The sequence below is a fragment of the Propionimicrobium sp. PCR01-08-3 genome (assembly GCF_030286045.1).
Classification (GTDB): Bacteria; Actinomycetota; Actinomycetes; order Propionibacteriales; family Propionibacteriaceae; genus Brooklawnia.
Genome location: NZ_CP127390.1, coordinates 2,809,458 through 2,827,969, shown reverse-complemented (window position 1 = coordinate 2,827,969; position 18,512 = coordinate 2,809,458). Strand labels below are relative to the sequence as shown.

22 protein-coding genes and 1 pseudogene are annotated in these 18,512 nt (G+C 62.5%); 5 read left to right on the top strand and 18 right to left on the bottom strand.

The annotated features are described in order from the left end of the window. Positions 1-79: 79 nt before the first annotated feature. The 3 genes from QQ658_RS13140 to QQ658_RS13130 all read right to left on the bottom strand — a co-directional run bounded on the left by QQ658_RS13140 (position 80) and on the right by QQ658_RS13130 (position 2,429). Positions 80-658, bottom strand: coding sequence for a dihydrofolate reductase family protein (locus QQ658_RS13140; protein ID WP_286025286.1), 579 nt, complete (start codon positions 656-658; stop codon positions 80-82). 287 nt (positions 659-945) lie between these two features. Next, a complete protein-coding gene (locus QQ658_RS13135; protein WP_286025285.1) occupies positions 946-1,563 on the bottom strand; it encodes a LysE family translocator in 618 nt (205 codons plus the stop codon). Positions 1,564-1,640: 77 nt separating this feature from the next. Then, positions 1,641-2,429: an AraC family transcriptional regulator gene (locus QQ658_RS13130; RefSeq protein ID WP_286025284.1), complete on the bottom strand. Its 789-nt coding sequence runs from the start codon at positions 2,427-2,429 to the stop codon at positions 1,641-1,643. A 189-nt stretch (positions 2,430-2,618) separates the two neighbouring features. Here QQ658_RS13130 and QQ658_RS13125 point away from each other — a divergent pair, with 189 nt between their 5' ends. From QQ658_RS13125 to QQ658_RS13110, 4 genes are all read left to right on the top strand, one after another. Further along, positions 2,619-2,960 carry a type II toxin-antitoxin system RelE/ParE family toxin gene (locus QQ658_RS13125; RefSeq protein WP_286025283.1) on the top strand — a complete coding sequence of 114 codons (342 nt, stop codon included), beginning with the start codon at positions 2,619-2,621 and terminating at the stop codon, positions 2,958-2,960. Then, complete coding sequence (locus QQ658_RS13120) at positions 2,957-3,274, top strand: helix-turn-helix domain-containing protein (RefSeq protein ID WP_286025282.1); 318 nt, start codon at positions 2,957-2,959, stop codon at positions 3,272-3,274. The genes QQ658_RS13125 and QQ658_RS13120 overlap by 4 nt, the downstream gene beginning before the upstream one ends. A 252-nt stretch (positions 3,275-3,526) precedes the next feature. Further along, a complete protein-coding gene (locus tag QQ658_RS13115; protein WP_286025281.1) occupies positions 3,527-3,760 on the top strand; it encodes a FitA-like ribbon-helix-helix domain-containing protein in 234 nt (77 codons plus the stop codon). After that, positions 3,757-4,143 carry a type II toxin-antitoxin system VapC family toxin gene (locus QQ658_RS13110; RefSeq protein ID WP_286025280.1) on the top strand — a complete coding sequence of 129 codons (387 nt, stop codon included), beginning with the start codon at positions 3,757-3,759 and terminating at the stop codon, positions 4,141-4,143. Before QQ658_RS13115 ends, QQ658_RS13110 begins: the two co-directional genes overlap by 4 nt. Positions 4,144-4,183: 40 nt before the next feature. Here QQ658_RS13110 and QQ658_RS13105 read toward each other — a convergent pair whose 3' ends face one another. Beyond that, on the bottom strand, positions 4,184-4,729 hold the full coding sequence (locus QQ658_RS13105; protein WP_286025279.1) for a CPBP family intramembrane glutamic endopeptidase: 546 nt from the start codon (positions 4,727-4,729) through the stop codon (positions 4,184-4,186). A 61-nt stretch (positions 4,730-4,790) separates the two neighbouring features. Here QQ658_RS13105 and QQ658_RS13100 point away from each other — a divergent pair, with 61 nt between their 5' ends. After that, entirely contained in the window at positions 4,791-5,741 is a 951-nt protein-coding gene (locus tag QQ658_RS13100; protein ID WP_286025278.1) for an NAD-dependent epimerase/dehydratase family protein, read from the top strand. Positions 5,742-5,966: 225 nt separating this feature from the next. On the opposite strand, the gene QQ658_RS13095 is transcribed toward QQ658_RS13100, so the two are convergent. From QQ658_RS13095 to QQ658_RS13035, 14 genes and pseudogenes are all read right to left on the bottom strand, one after another. After that, the gene (locus tag QQ658_RS13095; RefSeq protein ID WP_286027121.1) at positions 5,967-6,470 is read right to left on the bottom strand and encodes a GNAT family N-acetyltransferase; all 504 of its coding nucleotides are present in this window, start codon (positions 6,468-6,470) and stop codon (positions 5,967-5,969) included. 269 nt (positions 6,471-6,739) lie between these two features. Continuing rightward, positions 6,740-7,147, bottom strand: coding sequence for a hypothetical protein (locus tag QQ658_RS13090; RefSeq protein ID WP_286025277.1), 408 nt, complete (start codon positions 7,145-7,147; stop codon positions 6,740-6,742). 253 nt (positions 7,148-7,400) lie between these two features. After that, positions 7,401-7,757 (bottom strand): excisionase family DNA-binding protein, encoded by a 357-nt coding sequence (locus QQ658_RS13085; protein WP_286025276.1) that lies wholly within the window; start codon positions 7,755-7,757, stop codon positions 7,401-7,403. A 311-nt stretch (positions 7,758-8,068) separates the two neighbouring features. Then, positions 8,069-8,533, bottom strand: coding sequence for a universal stress protein (locus QQ658_RS13080; protein WP_286025275.1), 465 nt, complete (start codon positions 8,531-8,533; stop codon positions 8,069-8,071). A 3-nt stretch (positions 8,534-8,536) separates the two neighbouring features. Next, positions 8,537-8,971, bottom strand: coding sequence for an ArsB/NhaD family transporter (locus QQ658_RS15545; protein ID WP_502928965.1), 435 nt, complete (start codon positions 8,969-8,971; stop codon positions 8,537-8,539). 216 nt (positions 8,972-9,187) lie between these two features. Next, positions 9,188-9,955: pseudogene (locus QQ658_RS15540) on the bottom strand (SLC13 family permease); the annotation flags it as partial. 150 nt (positions 9,956-10,105) lie between these two features. After that, positions 10,106-11,020 (bottom strand): carbohydrate ABC transporter permease, encoded by a 915-nt coding sequence (locus QQ658_RS13070; protein WP_286025273.1) that lies wholly within the window; start codon positions 11,018-11,020, stop codon positions 10,106-10,108. Then, positions 11,021-11,971: a carbohydrate ABC transporter permease gene (locus tag QQ658_RS13065; RefSeq protein WP_286025272.1), complete on the bottom strand. Its 951-nt coding sequence runs from the start codon at positions 11,969-11,971 to the stop codon at positions 11,021-11,023. Between the two features lie 248 nt (positions 11,972-12,219). Further along, positions 12,220-13,584, bottom strand: a complete 1,365-nt coding sequence (locus QQ658_RS13060) for an ABC transporter substrate-binding protein (RefSeq protein WP_286025271.1) — start codon at positions 13,582-13,584, stop codon at positions 12,220-12,222. A 171-nt stretch (positions 13,585-13,755) separates the two neighbouring features. After that, the gene (locus QQ658_RS13055) at positions 13,756-14,385 is read right to left on the bottom strand and encodes a class II aldolase/adducin family protein (RefSeq protein ID WP_286025270.1); all 630 of its coding nucleotides are present in this window, start codon (positions 14,383-14,385) and stop codon (positions 13,756-13,758) included. 2 nt (positions 14,386-14,387) lie between these two features. After that, entirely contained in the window at positions 14,388-15,272 is an 885-nt protein-coding gene (gene lsrF / locus QQ658_RS13050; protein ID WP_286025269.1) for a 3-hydroxy-5-phosphonooxypentane-2,4-dione thiolase, read from the bottom strand. Further along, on the bottom strand, positions 15,272-15,670 hold the full coding sequence (locus QQ658_RS13045; RefSeq protein ID WP_286025268.1) for a cupin domain-containing protein: 399 nt from the start codon (positions 15,668-15,670) through the stop codon (positions 15,272-15,274). Before QQ658_RS13045 ends, lsrF begins: the two co-directional genes overlap by 1 nt. 39 nt (positions 15,671-15,709) lie before the next feature. Beyond that, entirely contained in the window at positions 15,710-17,659 is a 1,950-nt protein-coding gene (locus QQ658_RS13040; RefSeq protein WP_286025267.1) for a bifunctional aldolase/short-chain dehydrogenase, read from the bottom strand. Positions 17,660-17,737: 78 nt separating this feature from the next. Further along, positions 17,738-18,457 carry a GntR family transcriptional regulator gene (locus QQ658_RS13035; protein ID WP_286025266.1) on the bottom strand — a complete coding sequence of 240 codons (720 nt, stop codon included), beginning with the start codon at positions 18,455-18,457 and terminating at the stop codon, positions 17,738-17,740. Between the last annotated feature and the right edge of the window lie 55 nt (positions 18,458-18,512).

The following is an 18,512-nucleotide window of genomic DNA, read 5'->3' as shown; positions in this document are numbered from 1 at the left end:
TGCGCTATAACCGGGCGTCCTGTTCTGCTTCAACGAGACACCCGAGACGACCATCGACGCAGTACCGCGTCCTCTGCTATCAGGCGCTGCCGGGGCCCGGCGGGAGCGGGGCGTCCAACAGACGCGGACGATAGTCGAGCAGCACGGTTCCTCCGTCGAAAGTGCGCGTCTCGATCATGTCGAGCGCCACATCGGGGTAGCCGTCGTAGATTCTGTCGCTGCCGGTTTTGCCGGTGATGACTGGGAAGACGACGACCCGGAAGCGGTCGACGAGGCCAGCCGCCATCAGCGATCGCGCCAGTGACACGCTGCCGATGGTGGACAGTCGTCGCTCGCCATGCTCCTTCAACTCGCGGACCGCCTCGGCTGCGTCACCACGGACGAGCCGACTGTTGGCCCACTCCAGCGGTTCGTCCAAAGTGTTCGAGAACACAACCTTCTGCATCGCACCGAGCTGATCGACGCCTTCGGCCTGCGAGGCGGCGAATCCATGCATGAGGCGGTAGGTGTTCGCGCCCATCAGCAGCGTCGCCTCGTTTTTGGCGTCCTCCCCGAGCCATTCAAGATATTCGGGGCCCTCGAGCCCCCACCAGCCGGGCCATCCTTCGGCAGCGCCGTAGCCATCGAGCGAGGTGATGAAGTCAACCATGAGTTCCATGAGAATCGCTCCTTTCGTGCCTCCAGCAAACCCGCTTTACCGCCCATCCGCATCTGACGAGGGGTGGAGATATGCAGGCGTACGGGCGTTGTAGACAAGGTCGGCGAGCTGCAGGCGTGCTTCGGCCTCCACTGAGACCGCATCATATTCCGCACGCTCGGCTCCGGTCATTGCGGCCAGAGACTCGTCCCTTATCTGTTCCCAAGGGGTGGTGGTGTGGTTGCTCATCGTTTTTGCCCCGCTTATCGGTACTCGGAGACTGCTCGGCGACCCCTTCGTGCAGTCTGTCATCCGATGGTATGGCAGGCGAGTTCGACGAGCATCCCGGCACCGAACAGGATGAGGAACCCGCCGGCGGCCTTGCTGAGCCATGGGAGGACGCGGCCCATGTGGGCGAGGGCTCGTCTGGAACCGAGCGCGACGGCGACGAAGATATCCCAGCCTAGTAGAACGGTGAACATCCAGACGCCGTAGCCCAGCAGCACCAGGGGCGCAGCGTCCCCGACGATCGCGGCGAGGCTGACATAGAACAAGATGTTCTTCGGGTTCAGGAGCCCGGAGGTGATGCCGAGCCCGAAGTTCCGCTGCCAGGTCGTGTGCTCGGTGCTCGACGTGCGGTCCGGGTCGATCAGTGCCGGCGAGCAAAGAAAAGCGGTACCGATGAAGATGAGGAATCCACCCCCGAACAGCTGGACGGCGCTGAGCAGAATCGGGCTCGAGATGAGAGCGATGCTGGAGAACACGGCGGTGATGATGCTGGCGTTGGCGGTGGCAATACCCAGGCAGGCGCCGGTGGCATTGCGCCAGCCGTTCGTGATCGTGGTGCGGACGATGAGGAAGAAGTCGACGCCTGGTATGAGTAGCGCGAAAAAATGTGCGAGCGCGACGGCGACGAACTGTTCCATGTCTCCCTCATGTCGTGGGCGGTATGCCCGTCCAGTATCGGGAGTAAGAAACGATCAGGTCTTGTACGATCTAGCGCTCAGCCTTGATAGGCACCCGGCGTCGCAGCGACGTGAGCACGGAACACGCGGTGGAAGTGGCTCTGATCGGTGAACCCCAGTGCATACGCGGTCTCGGCGATCGGTGTGCCGTCGCGAAGCAAGTGACGGGCGTGGATGATCCGGGCGTTCTGTCGCCAGGCCATCGGTGTCAGTCCGGTCGCCCGCCGCATCGCCCGATCCAGTTGGTAGCGGGACATGCCGGCCAGCGCCGCCAACTCGTCCAATACCGGGTTGGCCTCGTCGTAACGGAGGCGCTCCATGACCGGACGCAGCCGTGCGAGCAGCTGGGGATCGGCGTTTGTGCCTGCCGTATAGGTGGCAGGCAGGGACTCAAGCGCACCGAGCACGGAGGTGAAAGTGGCCTCGATGCGTTCGCGGGTGCCGTCGGCGAACACCAGGGCGTTCAGGTTCGCGATGTGGCCGGGTAAGTCCGGATGACGAAGCACGGTGATCTGAGCGAAGAGGTCGGACGATTGACCGGCAGGGGCGAGGGAGGCGGCCCAACCCTGATCCATGTGGATCATCTGGTACAGCCATCTTCCCTTGTCAGGATTGCAGGCGTGAACTTGTCCGGACGGGATGAGGATGACATCACCGGTCGTCAGGCGGATCGTGCCATCGATCGGGCCGGAGAGGATTGAGTTTCCTTCATCGATCAGGCCGATCGAGAACGTGTCGTGCGCATGTGGGCGATAGCAGGGATTCTCCTGGCACGAACGCCGTCCCTCAAGATGGGGCAGCGCCGTGTTGCGCCAGAACTCAGCCACTGATGAACCCCTCACATGAAGTTGTGCCGCGAACGTGTCCCGCGAGTTTGTATTTTACTTCCGAATGGCGCGCCGCCGACTTGCTTCAGAAGTCTCTTTGATGTCCCTGGATGAGGCGATGCGCGCTTATTTCCTCACGGATGTGAGCAAGGCTTGCGACGCCTATAACTAGTTGCGTATAATCTTGTCATGGGGTCAGCTTGGAGGATCGTGCTATCTGCGGAAGTCGCGCAGTGGTACCAAACGCTCGCCCCGGCAGACATCAAGGTAACGGACAAGATGATTGGCCTGCTCAAACAACAAGGCAATCAGCTGCGTATGCCGCACAGCAAACCTCTCGGGGACGGCCTATTCGAGCTTCGGTTCGCTGTGCAGCGGGGCACCGTTGATCAGCGAATCACTTACACCTATCAACCAGATCAGTTAGTCATCACGCTGACCGCATTCCGCAAGACGCGTAACAACGAGCGTCGCGAGATCGAACGCGCCAGGCAGGCAAAAGCCGACTTCGAGAAAGGTTCACGTTCATGAATACGCTGCCCGATGGATATGTTGACTACGATCAGCTCCACGCTGAGGTCACCGCGTCCTTCACGCCAGAGCAACGCAAAGAATACGACGACGCAGACGCAGATGCGGAGACTCAAATTGCGTTGGCTGAGCTCGTCTATCAGATGCGGACCAGCGCGGGAATCAGTCAAAGCGAGCTTGCTCGCCGCATGGGGACGAGGCAGCCATTCATTAGTGACATCGAACGTGGCGGCCGCACACCGACCGTAGCGACCCTCACTAAGATCGCGCGCGCCACCGGTAACCGTCTTACTGTTTCGGCAGTACCCGTATGACGCCGTACGTCCGAGACGACTCTGAAAAGAAGATAGCCGCTGCTACGCGGCGCGCTGGTCGACGCGATGCTTCCATCACTCAACAGGAGTCACGTGCCCCGGCTGGGCCCGCGGCTGAGCAGATCGCCAGATCGCACCCGCTGACGCTGGCAACCGTCGAGACCAGCCACCCCGAGCCGTTTGACCGCAGCGAGTTCTACGACGACGACCGCTGATCCCGCACGCTACGAGACGTGCTGCTAAAATGCATGCATGACAGTCTCGATTACGATCCGCCACGTACCCGACCGGACGCGTGACGTGCTCGCGGAGCGGGCGTCGCGCTCGGGACGGTCACTCCAGGAGTATCTGTCGAGCGAACTGCAGCGGCTGGCAGACGAGCCCAGCGTTGACGACTGGCTCTCGTCGGCCCGGTCCTTTGCCTCATCGAATAGTGAAGAGAGCGCTGATCGCATTCTCTCCGATCTCAATGCGGATCGCCGGTGAGCGTCGTCATTGATGCTTCAGCGCTGCTCGAGGTCTGGCTCTCCCCGTCCAGTGCCAAGCTCGCTGCCCGGCTCGAAGGTGAGACTCTCCATGCACCCGCGCATGCTCGTATCGAGGCGACCAATGTCATCCGGCGTCAGCGGAATGCGGGGATTCTCACCGACGACGCTGCACGCATAGCCTTCGACGGCATCATGAACGCCCCGGTTCGGCTGTGGCCATTCGAACTGCTGGCCGCCCGCGCGTGGGAGCTGGGCGCGAACGCGACAAGCTATGACGCGGCGTACATTGCCCTGGCGGAACGACTGCGTGTCCCGCTCGTGACACACGACGGCAAACTTGACCGTGTGCCCGGCGTGACCTGCACTGTCGAGGTGTTCTGACTCCCGCGTCCACGCGCCAGACTTTGGTCACTCGACCATGTCAGAGCGCGACCAGTCCGGAGGCAATGTTCACCAGCCCGTGGACGATCCCACCGGGCAGGAACGTCCCGGTCTTGTGGCGCAGCCAACCCAAGAGCCAGCCCGCTGCAAACTGCACCGGGATGACCGGCCACACGCGAGTATCGACCAACAGCAGAGCAAAGTGGGGAATCAGGAACAGGATCGCTTGTATGAGGTTGCCCCAGCCGAATCCGAGTCGCCTCATCAGGACGCCACCCAGCAATCCCCGGAAGAAGATCTCTTCACCAACTGCCCGGAATATGGTCCCCATAGCGGCGCCCACCGAGGTCAGTCGGGCGATTGAGAAACCCGGCATCTCTATCACCTCGGTGGGGATCAAGACGATGGAAAGCCAACCCGTGAAGACCAGCGGAAGCAGGAGCGCCAGCGCCCAGGCATATCCTGACGGAGCTCCCCAGCAAGCGCCTGCACGTTGCATCGCGGCGTTGAGCGAACGGTCCTTCCCACGCGACTGCACGGCCACGTAGATGATGGTCGGCACGCAGAACAGGACAAACTCCGTCATGGCGTTCACCCTATCGACTCTGATGCCAGGCTGGAGCCGATGAGTCTGCGAGGATGGACGCGTGACAACGTCGAATGTTTCGCATGTGATTGTTGGCGCCGGCCCGGTTGGCACCGCCTTGGCGCGCTTGCTTGCTGCCGAGGGTGAACCAGTGCGGGTGGTGACCCGCTCGGGACGCGACATCGGTGTCGCCGGAGTGGAGGCGATCGCGCTGGACGCTTCCGACGCCGACGCCCTCACTGAGGTGGCCAAGAACGCACAAGTGCTGTACAACTGCGCAAATCCGGGGGCATACCAGGCATGGGAAAGGCAGTGGCCGCCCCTTGCCACCGCGATCTTGACTGCTGCTGAACGCACGGATGCGGTGCTGGTGACTGCGAGCAACCTCTACGGATACGGTCCGGTGACCGAGCCGATGACCCGGTCCACTGAATTGCGCCCGTCCGACCACAAGGGTGCGCTGCGGGTGCGGATGTGGCAAGAAGCTCTCGCCTCGCACCAAGCCGGGCGGGCCCGAGTGACCGAAGCACGGTCGTCCGACTACATCGGCCCCGGGCTGCCGATCAGCAGCGGCCTGCTCGCCAGATATGCGGATGCCACGCTCTCGGGCAAGACCGCGGCAGTGTTCGCCGATCCCGACCAGCCGCACACCTGGACGGCGATAGAAGACGTTGCGGCCACCCTCGCCGCTCTCGGACGAGACGAGCAGGCGTGGGGTTCAGCCTGGATCGTCCCGTCGGACCCGCCCCAAAGCGTGCGCCAGGTGCTCCGGAGCCTGCACGAGCGCTGCTCGCTACCGGGGCCGAAGCTGCGCCAAGTGCCCTGGTGGATACTGCGCACCGGAGGTCTGTTCATTCCCTTGCTCAGAGAAGTCACCGGCGTCCTCTACCAATTCGACGCACCGTTCATCGCCGATGGCTCGGAGACGACCGAGTATCTGGGAATCGCGCCGACACCTTGGGAACAAATCATCGACTCCACCGCGGCGGCTTGGCGGGCACGAGCAGCGTAGAGCGCATCTGGATACTCGTCACGCGCCGCAGGAAGCTCGCACCGGCGCGGCAAGTGTCAGGGCGCTCGGTGCGATGGCCATGAAACGGGAGTTGAGTGCCGGATTGGTGCTGAACCCGAGGAGCCCGAGCAGGAAGAAGAGAGCAATCGTCGCTCCCGCCGGATGCGCGGTGAGGGCGAGCAGCAGCGAGGTGACAAGGAGTCCGGAGAAGCCGATGCCGAGGATTCACCGGTCTGATGTTCGGTTTGCTGATGCCGGCACAGCGTAGGTTAATTCCTCGACGCCGCGCCCGTCCGTTGTGAGTGCCGTCGCGACCAGAGTCATGCGAAGTCGCTCGCAAAGCGCACGCGAAGATTCGTTGGCGGCGTCCGTCTTAGCTATCACTTGAACGAAGCCCCAGTCGTTGCGGGCAGCAGCCAGGAGAGTGCCCACAGCTTCAGTTGCCAAGCCCCTCCCACCGAAACGTGGATTGAATACGTAACCAATCTCGGCGCTGTCATTTTGAAGCCAGACCAGACCGACCTCCCCGACAACTTCGGCTGTCTCAAGAAGCTCGACAACCAGCACCAGCTCGTCGCCGGGGCCTTCGAACCGCGCAGTGGCATACAGAGACAGCTCACTCGTGGTGTGCTCCCGCGTCCACGTTCCAGCGCTCAGGTACTGAGCCACGTCCGGTCTCGATCTATAGGCGAGGACCGCATCAACATCGGCCGCACGCGGTCGCCTCATTCGGAGTCTGGATGTTTCAAGCACATGAAGAGCGTAACTGAACGAGCATTTAGCAATACGCCCTAACCGGCGCCACGTTGCATATGCTCAACGCGCACGATCCGGCCGTTCAGGACGTAACTGCCTTTCGCCCTCACGGGGTGCTGTGGGGCCGTAAAAGGATGTCCATCTCAGGAGCCAAGAAAGCTAGACCCCGCGGTCATCATGGCAACGACCCCCAGCGGTAACACCGGCCTGCAACCTCGCGCCCGACGCGCGGCTTGCGTGTTCTACCCGCTTCCGGCAGTGGTGCAGTTCTCGCAGAAGCCGAACTGCGTGGTTTCTAGGTCGGTGCGTAAGCAGCGCAAGCACCGCGTGCCCCGGTACATCTCGGAAGGTGGGTTATGGGTCGCGGTCGTCGGGCTGCTGGCGAACGCCGCTCGGTGTGCATGCACGGTGAGCGGGTGGACGCGACCGAGCCGACTGTGCAGTTCTTCGGGTGTGACGCGCGGGTTGCGCGAGAGTTCTGCAAGGAAGTCGAGCGCTTCCCGATACCCGGCTTCAGCTGTACACGACGACAGGAATAGATCCGGGTTGACCGCAGCAATACTGAGCGTTTCGAGATCAGTGTCGGCGAAGTCATCGACATCCTCGGTCACGATGAATGATGCGCCCGCCTCTTCGGCATCCGCAAGCACCTGACGATCCGACATAGAAGTGGCCGCGAAGCGGCCTGCAACCTCGCCCGGCTTAGACAACTCTTGGCTCGCGAGTTCCCGAACTTCCGAGACAGGGCGTTGCCGGGAGCGAAGGTGCCGATCGGCCTCGGACTCGACATATCCGCTCCACGTCACCCCGTAGCCGCTCGACCGAGAGGCGAGCATGATGAGCGTGCGCGTGACCGGTTTCGCTAGCACGTTCGCGTCGAGGAAGACCGTGAATGACGGTCCATTACTCGTCATTGAACAGCTCGGCCTCGATGTCGGCCATCGACGCCGCAGCGGCCTTCGTCATCGACTCCTCCCACAGACGGCGGTACTCCGGGTAGGGCACATGATGCCGGTTGCCCACCTTGACCGACTGGATCGTACCGTCGGCAATCCGCCGCGACACCGTCGAACGCGACAGGTTCAATCCGCGTGCCACCTCCTCCGGGGTCAGGGTCTCGACCTCGGTGCTGACGATGATCGTCTTCCCCTCGGCAGACGCGCGACGGATGAACTCGATCAGCGCCTTCTCCCACACTGACTCCCCACGTGGGGTGTCTCGCAGTGCGTCCGGTGCCAGCGTCATCACCTGCGTGTTCATAACGCCGACTCTACCACTCGATGCACAGATTGACACATGAAGTGTGCAGTTTTCGATAACGGTCCTGTGCTCCGCCATCGGTACTGCCTCGCACTTCTTGAACATGCTCGTCGCGGGCTACATGTCGTTCAACTGGGGCCAAACGATGATAAATCGCATCTGATGCCTCCCCATCGTTTGTACGTGGACTATTAGTTCGCGGATCTGCGGACGGTTCACCATTGCACCCGCTCGACGGGCGTGGGGCTACCAGTCATACAGCAAATTTAATGTGCTGACCGAGACGGTGTTCGCGAAAGCGATCTGGCATCTCAGCGCGGTGGGGGCGGCGGCAGGGTGCCGAGCGGTGGAATGTCACCCGGCCAGACGAGGACGACCGTGCAGGGTGCGTGGTCGACGACGAAGCGGGTGTCCTTGCCCAGGCTCTTGGGGCCCAACCGTGACCGGTCGCCATCGCGGGCGATCACCAGCACATCGGCGGCTTGTGCTGCTTGGACGATCTCCCGGGAGGCCGGGCCGGAGAGCAATTGAGTGTGGACGCGGGCGTCGTCCCCGGTCATGCGGGCAAGCGCCTCATCGAGCAGTTCCTCAATGGATCTTCTGACGGTGTTTGCGGCCTGACCCCTGCGCAAGCCGGACCCCAGTGGCGAGGGCCGTCCCGGGAGCTGAGCAGAATCGGCGACCGCCACGAGCGTGATCTCATCGGCCGGCAACCGAGTGGCGGCATCGACCACAGCCGGCCAGGTTGCCGGCGCCACCCAGGCGAGAATCTTCATCGACTACATACCTCCGATCAGCGATCGGGCCCACAACGCTGTTGTTGCAGCCAGGATAGCCAGCGGCACGCTGATCAACCCCAGCTTTGTGAATTCGCCGAAGTCGGTATCCTCATCGTGCTCGTGCAGAATGCGCCGCCACAGCAGGGTCGCCAACGACCCGACATAGGTGAGATTCGGGCCGATGTTGACGCCGATCAGCACGGCCAGCACGGCTTCGGGTCCGGTGTGCGCGACCAGTGGAGCGAGGACCATCACCGCGGGCAGGTTGTTGACCACGTTCGCCAGCACGGCGCCGATCGCCGCGAGCAGCAGCAACTCGGGCAGGCCTTGCCCATCCGGGATCAGGGCGCGGATCTGCTCCCCGAACCCGGACGAGACAGCTGCGTCCACCACGATCGACAGCGTTAGCACGAAGATCAGGAAGAGCGGGTTCATAGCCAGCGCGGTCGAGCGCAGCTCCGTGCGAGTGCGGGCACCAAGCGGCGTATGAGGGGTAGCGGTCGCTTGCCCACGGTCCTGGTTACGCCCATTCTCCTTGTCAGGACGCTGATTGTCTGGGCTCGTGGATTCGATGGGCTTAGGTGCGCTGGAACTAGCGTCGCTGGCCGGGTCCTTCTCGGAGCGGGGAACAGCGACAATTCGCCTGGCCAGCAGTAGTGCCACGGCGGCGAGCGCCACCCAGAACGGCTCGATGCCCAGCAGTTGGGAAGATGCGAATCCCGCCAGGGCACCTCCGACCACGATCAGCGCGAAAACAGGCACGGGTTGGTCGTCCCGTTCGGCTGTGGGGACGTCGCGCACCGGAGCAGATACTTTGAGATCACCCCTGAAATGGACGAACAAGACCGCGAACTCGACGGCGATAGCCGCGGCCCAGGGCAGCGCCATGTCGGAGGCGAACTCCAGGAACCCGAGACCGGCTACCTGCAATGCCAGCAGGTTCGTCAGATTGGAAACCGGCAGCAGCAAGGACGCAGAGTTGGCCAGATGCGCAGTCAGGTGCACATGCGGACGGGGGCTGGCCCCCACCCGAGAGGCGGTGGCGAAGATGATCGGCGTCAGCAAGACGACCGTCGCGTCCAGGCTGAGGACGGCGGTGGTGAGCGCCGCGAGCAGAAAGACCAACCGGAACAAGACCACCGGACGTCCGCGACTGCGCCGGGCGATCAGTGATCCGGCCGCCCGGAAGACCCCTTCTTCGTCGCAGAGGCTCGCCAGCGCCAGCACTCCGGCCAAGAAGAGCACCGTCGGCCCCATCTCGACGACCTGGGCCCACGCGTCCCCGAGAGGCAGGATGCCCAGGACGATCAAAAGCAAAGCGGCAGGAAGGGCAGCGGTGGCTTCGGGCAACCCCCTGGGCCGGACGACGGCGAACACCAGCACGGCCGCCAGCGCGACCAGCGATATCGTCTCCGCCATCCAACCCTGCACAAGGGCACTGTAGTTCGATATCCAGGTGAGGGCGTTGCCGCTACAGGTTCTAGGTGCGATTCGGACGCCCGGCGAAGTGCCTACTCGATGTGATCGGATCGTTGTCGGCAGTGCCTGAAGCGCCTCAGGATGTGCCGGCTACTTCACCGCACCAGCGGTCAGACCTCGAACGAAGTAGCGCTGCATGATCAGGAAGACCACGACCGGGACGATCATCGAGATGAAGGCGCCCGAGCTCAGTAGGTACCAGGCCGATCCGCGGCTGCCGGACAGCTGCGAGATGTAGACGGTCAGCGGCGCCACGTTGGAGCTGCCGCCCAGGAAGACCATCGAGACCAGCAGGTCGTTCCACGTCCACAAGAACTGGAAGATGCCGTAGGCGGTGATGGCCGGTGTGGCCAGCGGCAGCACGATCCGCAAGAAGATCTGCACCGGGCTCGCGCCGTCAATGGTGGCGGCCTCGACCAGAGCGGGCGGCAGATCGCGGATCGTGTTGAACATCATGAATACCGCCAGCGGCAGCCCGAAGATGGTGTGCGAGATCCACACGGTCCAGTAGCTTCCGTCGATGCCGATGCTTCCATACATCTGCATCAGCGGCACCAGCGCCACCTGCAGCGGCACCACCTGCAGCGCGAACACGGCCACGAACAGCCAGTCGCGTCCGGGGAAGCGCAGCCAGGCGAACCCGTAGGCGGCCAACGCGGCCAGCGCCAGCGGGAACAGGGTCGAGGGAATCGTGATCACGAACGAGTTCACGAAGTAGTCGAGCATGGACGACGAGCCCGAGCCGGACAGCGCCTTCTCGTAGTTCGACAAAGTGAAATCCGGGTCGGTGACCACGGTCCACCAACCCGAGCGGGTGATGTCGATCTCGGGGCGGAACGAGGTGATCAGCAATCCGACCGTCGGCACCGTCCACACGGTCGCGATCACGATCGCGACTACCGTCGCCCACGGCGAACTGACGGCCCTGGTCGGATCGTGCCTGCGCCGGTGTTTCGGCTTGTCGAGATCGAGCTCCGCCTCGACCGGAAGAACGACTGCAGTCATCTAACTCACCTGCCTCAGTTGCCGCACGTTGTAGACGATGATCGGGGAGACCAGCACGAACAGCAGCACCGCCAGAGCCGAACCGAGCCCCGGCTGGTTCTGCGTGAAACTGGACGAGTAGAAGTCGTTGGCGACCACCGATGTGCCGAAGTTGCCGCCGGTCATCGTCCGGACGATGTCGAACACCTTCAGCGCGGCAATCGCGATCGTGGTCAGCACCATGATCAGCGAGTTACGGATGCTCGGCAGCGTGATGAACCGGAACAGCGACCAACCGGTGGCGCCGTCGATCTTCGCGGCCTCGATGATGTCGTCCGGAATCGCCTTGATGGCCGCCGAGAGCACGGTCATCGCGAAGCCGGCCTGAATCCAGATCATCACGATGATCAAGAAGAGGTTGTTCCACGGACTGGCGGTCAAGAACTGTTGGGTTTCCAATCCGAGACTCTTCAACACCTGGTTGAGCAGCCCGATCTGATTGGCCTGGGTGGGTTTGTACTCGTAGACGAACTTCCAGATCACCGACGCCCCGACCATCGAGATCGCCATCGGTAAGAAGATCAGGGTCTTGGCTATGGCCTCGATCGGCGTCCTGTCGACGATGATCGCGTAGAGCAGGCCGATGGCGATCGCCAGCACCGGCACCAGCAGCACCCAGACCGCTGTGTTGATGATCGAGGTGCGCAGATCGGCACGGGTGAAGATCTGCACGTAGTTCGATACGGTGAAACCGCTTGCCCCACCCAGCCCGCGGAACGATTTCTCGATGGTGAGAATGGTCGGCCAGACCAACCCGACAGCGACCAAGAAGACCGTGGGGCCGACGAAGAAGATGGCCCGGACGCGGTCACCGAGCCTGCCTCGGGCCAGACTCGCCGCCCACAGCAGCAGCGCGACGACGACCACCAGCACGGCGATGGCCAACAGAAGTTGGAGGAACTTATCGAGCATGGTTACCTCGCTTGTTCCGGGTATCGGGTTGACGCATCGGTCGTTTCACATACGTCATTGACTTCATCTCTCAGACGGTGATCCGGACGCCGACTTCGAGGCGATGGGGTAGCCCCTGATGGCATCTCTTGGTGGATCAGGGGCCAAATAGCTTTGGTTGCCGAAGGCAAGCCGAACCATTTCGACGAGCCCTCGGCAACCAAAACCATTCGTTGGCCATGCCCGGCATCCGCGAAGGCCGAATCGCCCTATGCGGGCCAGGTGCTTTCGACCTGATCGGTCACCTGTTCGGTGCTCGCGCCACTGGTCGTCCAATCGACCATGGCCGTCCAGAAGGTACCGGAGCCGACCGCGCTCGGCATCAGATCGGAACCATCGAAGCGGAAGACCGCGTTCTCGTCCGTCAGCAACTCGACCGACAACTTGTCAACCTCATTGGTCAGCAACGATTGATCCAGACCGGTGTTCGCGGTGACCGCACCACCGGACGTGGTCGCCTTGGCGCGTTCGTTCGCCCAATCGGCGCTCGACAGGTACGTCTGGAAGGCTTGTACCTCGGGCCGGTCGGAGAACGCCAGCGCGAAGTCTCCACCGCCGATGACCGGCTTGGCCTGATCGGGATCGGTCGCAGGCAGGTAGAACGCCCACACGTCGCCATCGGGTCCGACGTTGGTTCCTTCCGGCCACGAATTGCCGTAGAACGACGCCTGGCGATGCATGAAGCAGGTGCCATCGAGAATCGGCAGACCGGCGTCGGTGAACGCGGTGGTCGAGATGGTGGTCGCGTCACCCAGGCCGCCATTGACGTAGTCGTTGTTCTTGAGGATGTCTCCGGCCGTATCGAAGGCGGTGACCACCGACGAGTCATTGAACGGGATGTCGTGGTTTACCCACTTGTCGTAGGTGTCGCCATCGCTGGTGCGCAGCATGACGTCCTCGATCCAGTCGGTGCCAACCCAGCCGGTGGAGGCGCCGTCGCCGAAGCCCACGCACCACGGCTTGGTCAGGCCATCATTATGATCGGACGCGATCTGTTGGGTGAGATCCATCATCTGATCCCAGGTCTCGGGAACTTCGTATCCACCGTCGGCGAATGCCGAAGGCGAATACCAGACCAGCGACTTCACCGAAGCGCCGAGTGGTGCCGCGTAGAAGGTGTCGTCGACGGTGCCGTATTTCTTCCAGTCTTCGCTGAAGTACTGGTCGACGTTGGCTTCGGTATCTGCCGGGGCTGGCACCGCGTTGCCGGTGTCCACCAGGGTCTGGACGAGTCCGGGCTGCGGCACGAACGCGATATCGGGGGCGTTGCCGCCTTGTACGCGTACCGAGATCTGCTCGGAGAAAGCCTTGTCGCCTTCGTAATTGATGGTTGCTCCGGTGCACTCTTCGAACGCTTTGAACGATTCGACGTAGGGATCGGATTCCGGCGAGACGATCGCGGTGTACACCGAGACTTCGGTTCCCGAGAGATCTCCATAAGCGTCGAAAGCGGAACAATCGACGGACTCGGACGATCCGGAGCCACCATCGTCACCGCCACCACATGCAGCCATTCCCAATGCCAGAACGACGGCACTGGAAACAGCGAGCGGACGGACGAACTTCCTTGACATCAGCATCTCCTCCACTGTGAGTTGAGTTTTTGCCTTTTCCGGATGCTCCGATCAGTGCCCGATGTGCTGGCTACCGGTGGATCCGGCGTGCTTCATCTATCGTGCAACGCAAAGTGGCTTGCCAACTGGTTTCCGCCGAGAAAGAGATAACTTTCCGATAAAGGTGAAGGCTCAGCTGAACAGTTGAATCAGCTTGTTCACCTCGCCATCGGGAAGGTTGTTGCCTGCGCCGGCCTGCCGCAGCCGCCAGTTGAGCTCGGCGGTGAACTCGAGCCTTTCCATCAGCAGGTAGGCGCTCGTCACATCTGTGCCCCAAGTCAGCGCCCCATGGTTCTCCAGCAGGCAGGCGCGATGATCGCGGACGAACGGTCGCACCGATTCCGGCACCCCTGGAGTCGAAGGAGTCGCATAGGGAGCCAACGGCACCTCGGCCATGCTGACAATGGTCTCCGGCAGCATTCGCGCTTCGAATCCCTCGCCGCAGACCGCCCACATGGTCGCGAACATCGGATGTGCATGAACCACGGCGCCGACGTTCGGGTCCTGCCGGTATACCTCCAGGTGCATCAAGACCTCGCTGGAGGGACGCACGGGTTTGTCATCCAGCCGAGTGCCGTCGAGGTCGACCAGCGTCAGCATCTCGGGCGTCATGGCGCCCTTGCTGACTCCGGTCGGCGTGCACAACACCCGCGTCTCGTCGAGCCGCACGGAGACATTGCCGTCGTTTGCGGTGACCAGTCGTTGCAGCCAGAGATTCCGGCCGATCGTGCAGATCTGTTCGCGGGTGCTCTGCTCGTCCATGCTCAGTCCTCGGCTCCGCCGGATAGATCCCGGTATTCCTCGCAGGCCTGCTCGACGGTCAAGCCCTCATGGACGATGCCCTTGACCGCCTGGATCATCGCGGTCGGGTTCTCGCGCTGGAAGATGTTGCGGCCCATGTCGACTCCGGCCGCGCCCTGATCGATCGCCTTCCAGGCCATGGCGAGCGCATCGGGCACCGGCTGCTTCTTGCCGCCGGCCATGATGATCGGTACCGGGCAGCCGGCCACCACCTGCTCGAAGCCCTCCTCAATGAAATAGGTCTTGACCAGCTGGGCGCCGAACTCGGCGATGATCCTGGTGGCCAAACCGAGATAACGGGCGTCCCTGGTCATCTGCGTGCCGACCGCCGTGACACCCAGCACCGGCATACCGGCTCCGAATCCGGCGTCCACGAGCTGGTTGAGATTGGCGATCGACTGCGTCTCGAAGTCACCGCCGATGAAGACCTGAACGGCCACCGCGGCCACGTCGAGCCGGACCGCGTCCGCCATCTCGACGGCGACGCGCTCGTTCGAAAGTTCCTTCAACACTGATGGGCCACCGGAAGCCCGCAACACCAGCGCATTGCCACACTCGGCAGGGATCGTCGAACGGAAGGCGCCGCGGGTGCCCATCAGTGCGTCCGCGTAAGGCGCCAGCGGCACGATGCTCAGATCGAGGCGCTCCAGCCCGCGCGTCGGCCCTTGAAAATAGCCGTGATCGAACGCCAGCATCGTGGTGTGGCCGTCATCGGCAAAAATTCGTGCCAGTCGGTGCCGCATACCGAAATCGAGTTGCCCGGCGCCCTTGATTCTGCTGCCGGCGGTTTTCTGCGGTTGATCGATTCCCCAATTATGGGCGTCGAGATTTCCTTCGAGATCTGCCATTATTCGTCCTTTCCATGCGAATTTGTTGGTGCCGGACGAGGATTGCCCGGCTTCCAGGGAAGATTGATGGTGTCGCTCGGGCTTTGTGGAGATTTGATGAAGATCATCTCCAGCGATATGTCGCCTTCATTGACAAAATAGTGCATTTCTCCCGGTGAGCAGCGATAGACGTCTCCGGGTTGCAATTCGAAGCGATTTTCGCAATCGACCCATAGGGTCACGGCACCATTGAGCACAATGAATGATTCGTCGCAATGCTCATGAATGTGGTTGGTCATCTCGTCGCCGGGCCGTAGCGTCAGCAGCCCGATGTCGCTGGTCGGGCCTTGCAGGGCATAGGCCGGGCCCCAATCTCCCCATCTGGGTTGTGCCGCGTGCAGGTTTCCGGATTGCATCATCGCTCCTTGCCATGGTTTGGTTCGCAATATTTCGATCTGTCAGATCACTCGTTCGTTGCCGCCGTCGATGGGCACCTGCGCACCCGTGGTGCAGGCGAAGCTCTCGCTGCACATCGCCACCGCGAGCCGGCCGACCGCCGCGGAGGTGATTTCGGTGTGCAGTAGGTTGCGCCGTTTGTATTCCTCGACACTCATGCCGTAATGCTCGGCTCTTGACGCCAGGAGATCGGGGGTCCATAAACCGGTGTCGAATACCGCATCGGGATGCACCATATTGACCCGGATTCCCTCACCTGCCCATTCCAGCGCGGCGACTCGGCTGAGTTGGGTGACTCCTGCCTTCGACGCTGAATAGGCTGCGGCGCCAGGACCGGGAGCAGCGACATTCTTGGACGCGATCAAGACCACGCGTCCGTAGGGAACCGCGCATTTCAGCAACGGATGCGCCAACCCATACAGCTCCATGATGGCGTCCATATTGACCGCCATCGTCTTGCGCCAAGTCTGGGAGGTGAGTTCGCCGAGATTGGCGCCCTGCGGGAAAATACCGGCCGCTACGACGAGAATATCGAGGCCGCCGAATGCCGCCACCTGCTGATCGAGAGCGGACTTCATTGCATCGGCATCGGTCACATCGATCTCGATCCCCAGCCAATTCGGCGAATCGAAGGTGTCGGTCACCTTGGGCGAGAGATCCCAGCCGACGACACTCGCCCCGGCGTCCAGAAGCTGGGCGGCACATCCTCGTCCGATGCCCGAGGCGGCGCCTGTCACCAGCGCGACTTGCCCGGCAAGTGGTTTGCCGGAATCGGTACGGGTGAGCTTGCCCTCTTGGAAACCCCAGTATTCGAGGTCGAAGATGTGCGCCTGATCCGCCGGACGATAGCCGCCGAGCGCCTCGGCCAACCGGACAGCACGCATGGTATGCCGGGTGATCTCGGCGGTGATGCCGGCTTGGTTCGCGTCGCGGCCGAACGCGACCAGGCCGAGCTCGGGATCGAGCACGACCCGGGGCGCCGGATCATGCTCGATCAGTTCGCGCCCCTGTCTGGCCTGGCCGGCTTGGAACCAGTCATGTTCGTGGCTCGCATATTCGTCGAGATCGGTTCCCATGCACGGCGTGTTGCGCGTCCAGATGACGTGATCAGGAGTCAGCGGGCCTCGGCAGATCGCCTGCATCAGTCTGGAATCTGCGATGAATGACCTTGTGGTGGCGCTGTCGTCCACGACTGCGTGAAGGGGACGAACCGCAAGCCGGGAAACCTCGTGGCGTAGCGCTGAGATCTGCTCACTGGGCGATGTCGGTGCACTGTCGGCCGGCTGCGCGACGTCGGGCAGCCGAATCTCGGACAGTACCTCGCGGGCCCGCCCGATGATGGCCCGGTGCCGATCCAGTGCTTCGACCGGCGAATCCCCGACCGTGAACAGCCCATGACCTTGGAGGAACAGGCCTACCGTCCGGTCGGTCGCCGCGGCGGTCCAGGCTTTCGCGCACGCGGCCACCAACTGAGGGCCGGGCATCGCGTAGTCGACGATCACACAGTCGCCCAGCACGTCGGGGAGCAGCGCCCTGCCATTGACGCTGTTGGACAGGATCAGCAGATCGTCCGAGTGGGAATGCAGCACGGCGGTCTGCGGCAACAGGGCATGGACGAGCGTCTCCACAGACGGATCCGGGGCCGCGGCGTCAACCAGCGCGCACCGCAATTCACCGAGCAGCGCCGACTCTGGGACATGCACCGGGGGCAGCAACTCGCGAACACGATCGAGTCGCAGCGGCGCGAAACCGTCAGGCGTGATCGTGGCGAGATCATGCCCGCTGCCCTTCACCCATAAGACGGGCACGTCACGACCGGTGATGTCGCGATAGCTGCTCTTGACGGAAGTGTTTCCGCCACCTCCCAGCACCAGCCTGTCATCGGCGCCGAGCGCGCGCGATGCCTCGGCCAGTTCGAGCAGTAGCGGATCCGATTCAGCGAGTCTTGCCATCTCAACTCCATCGTTGCCAAGTTGCTTTACAAGTTAGGCGGAAGAGTTGCAGGCGTCAAGAGAAGGGAAGAGGCCTGGTCAGTTCGATTTGCGGTAGACGGTGAAGTTGTAGCGATTTTCGATGAAGTAGGTTCGCGAGTAAAGGACCAAACGATCCGCGCTGTCGTAGTGCAATTGGTTGAGCAGGACGAATAGATCGTGGGCGGCGGCTTCGCGTCCCCACCCTATGTGCTGGGAGTGCACGGCATGGATTTCAGCTTCGCCGTAACTTGGGTCAATCCCGAGTTGGCTACGGAAGAAGTTGAAGAGTGAGCCCTCCAGCCGGCCATCGTCGAAATCCTTGGGCAGTATCTGCGCCGGGATCAGATCATACGAGTAGGCGACCACCTCGCCATCCGCGAGGATCGTTCGGCGTAGCTCGAGTACTTCTGACTCCGTCGGACACGACATGATGACCGCTTCTTCGGGCAACACCCGGCGTCGGATGCGGCTGAAATAGATCATTCCGGGCGTCTTGCCCGTCGAGCGGATCGAGTCGGTGATGGAGCCAAGCCGTTCCAGACCGGCTTTCACGGTGGGCGGATCGGTGACGAAGGTACCCAGGCCATGTTGGGTGCGCACCAAGGACAGCGCTTGTAGTTCACGCAAGGCGGCGCGCACGGTTGGCCGCGAAGCGCCGAACCGAGTAGCCAGCTCTGTTTCGGAAGGAAGTTTGGAGCCTACCGGATAGTTTCCGGCGGCCAGTTCGCCGCGTAGTTCGCCGGAGATGCGCGACACGAGGGTGGCGCGTCCTGTCACGGCTTCACCTCAATCCCTGCCGCCGGTGCAACGTTTCACTGGTCCAAAGCCTAAA